The organism is Butyricicoccus sp. OF10-2 (genome assembly GCF_003481925.1).
GTDB classification, from domain to species: Bacteria; Bacillota; Clostridia; order Oscillospirales; family Butyricicoccaceae; genus Agathobaculum; species Agathobaculum butyriciproducens.
The window spans coordinates 1-1193 of the sequence record NZ_QUMC01000063.1 but is presented as its reverse complement, the minus strand read 5'-3'; the positions used below and the strand labels follow the sequence as shown (position 1 = coordinate 1193).

At 41.9% G+C, this 1193-nt stretch carries 1 protein-coding gene; it reads left to right on the top strand.

The features are described 5' to 3' along the window. Window positions 1-1129, top strand: a 1129-nt coding sequence (locus DXB00_RS16080) for an SLC13 family permease (RefSeq protein ID WP_243107263.1), incomplete at its 5' end; no start/stop codon positions are given. Window positions 1130-1193: the final 64 nt, after the last annotated feature.

Sequence of the window (1193 nt, the reverse complement as noted above, 5' to 3'; positions counted from 1 at the left end):
TTTTTTCAGGAAAGAAACCGTTTTGTCAATTGCAGTGATCCTGGCGCTTCTTTCTATGTTCTGGGTCAGACCGGATAAGGCTTATTTTACTTATATCGATTTCAGGACTCTCGGGCTCCTCTTCTGTTTGATGGCAATTGTAGCTGGTTTGAGGGCTGTTGGTGTTTTTGATATACTTGCCAAAAAATTGCTGATGGGAACATCGGGAACTGTGGGTGTGATCAGGCTGTTGGTACTCTTATGTTTCTTCCTGTCAATGGTGATCACCAATGATGTGGCATTGATTACTTTTGTTCCTCTTGCACTGATCATTGTGCATAAACTGCCAAAGGAACTGGGCAATTACTGGCTTCTTAAAATAGTAGCCATGCAGACAATCGCTGCTAATCTCGGAAGTATGCTCACACCAATCGGAAATCCGCAGAACCTTTATCTATATGCCAGAGCAGGGATGTCCGCGGCAGAATTAATAACCCTGATGCTTCCCTATTCCGCCACAGCACTTATCCTTCTTCTGATATGGATACAGGCAGCCGCTGCCAAAGCACCTCACGTATGCGGTTCCGAAAAAGATAAAACTCTTTTGGGATTCTCTGACAGAAAAGAACTTAACATGGAATACCTGGCCGCTTACCTGATCTTATTTACAATCTGCCTGCTCACTGTTGCACGTATCATTCCATACCAGATTCCTCTTGTAGTGGTTCTTATATATATGCTGCTAAGAAACAGGGAAAATATAAGCAGGGTGGATTACTCCCTGCTTGCCACCTTTATCGCATTATTTATTTTTATCGGCAACCTTGGAAGGATTCCGCAATTCAGCAGTTTTCTGGAAAGAATCATGGCAGGAAGGGAAACACTTACTGCTGTTCTTGCCAGTCAGATTATGAGCAATGTTCCCGCTGCGCTTCTTTTATCCGGCTTTACAGATAATTACCGGGCTTTAATTGTCGGAACCAATATTGGAGGTCTCGGCACTCTGATTGCATCCATGGCAAGCCTGATAAGTTTCAAATATATTGCAAAAGAAAACAGGAATCTGAGAGGGAGGTATTTGGGAATATTCACAGCCTCCAATATTATATTCATGATATTCATGTTAATATTGTATTTTTTTCTTAGATAAAGGTTTTCCCGGAATTACGAAAGTTATAGCAATTCTTTCTTCGCAAAAAATTCTCCGCGGCACT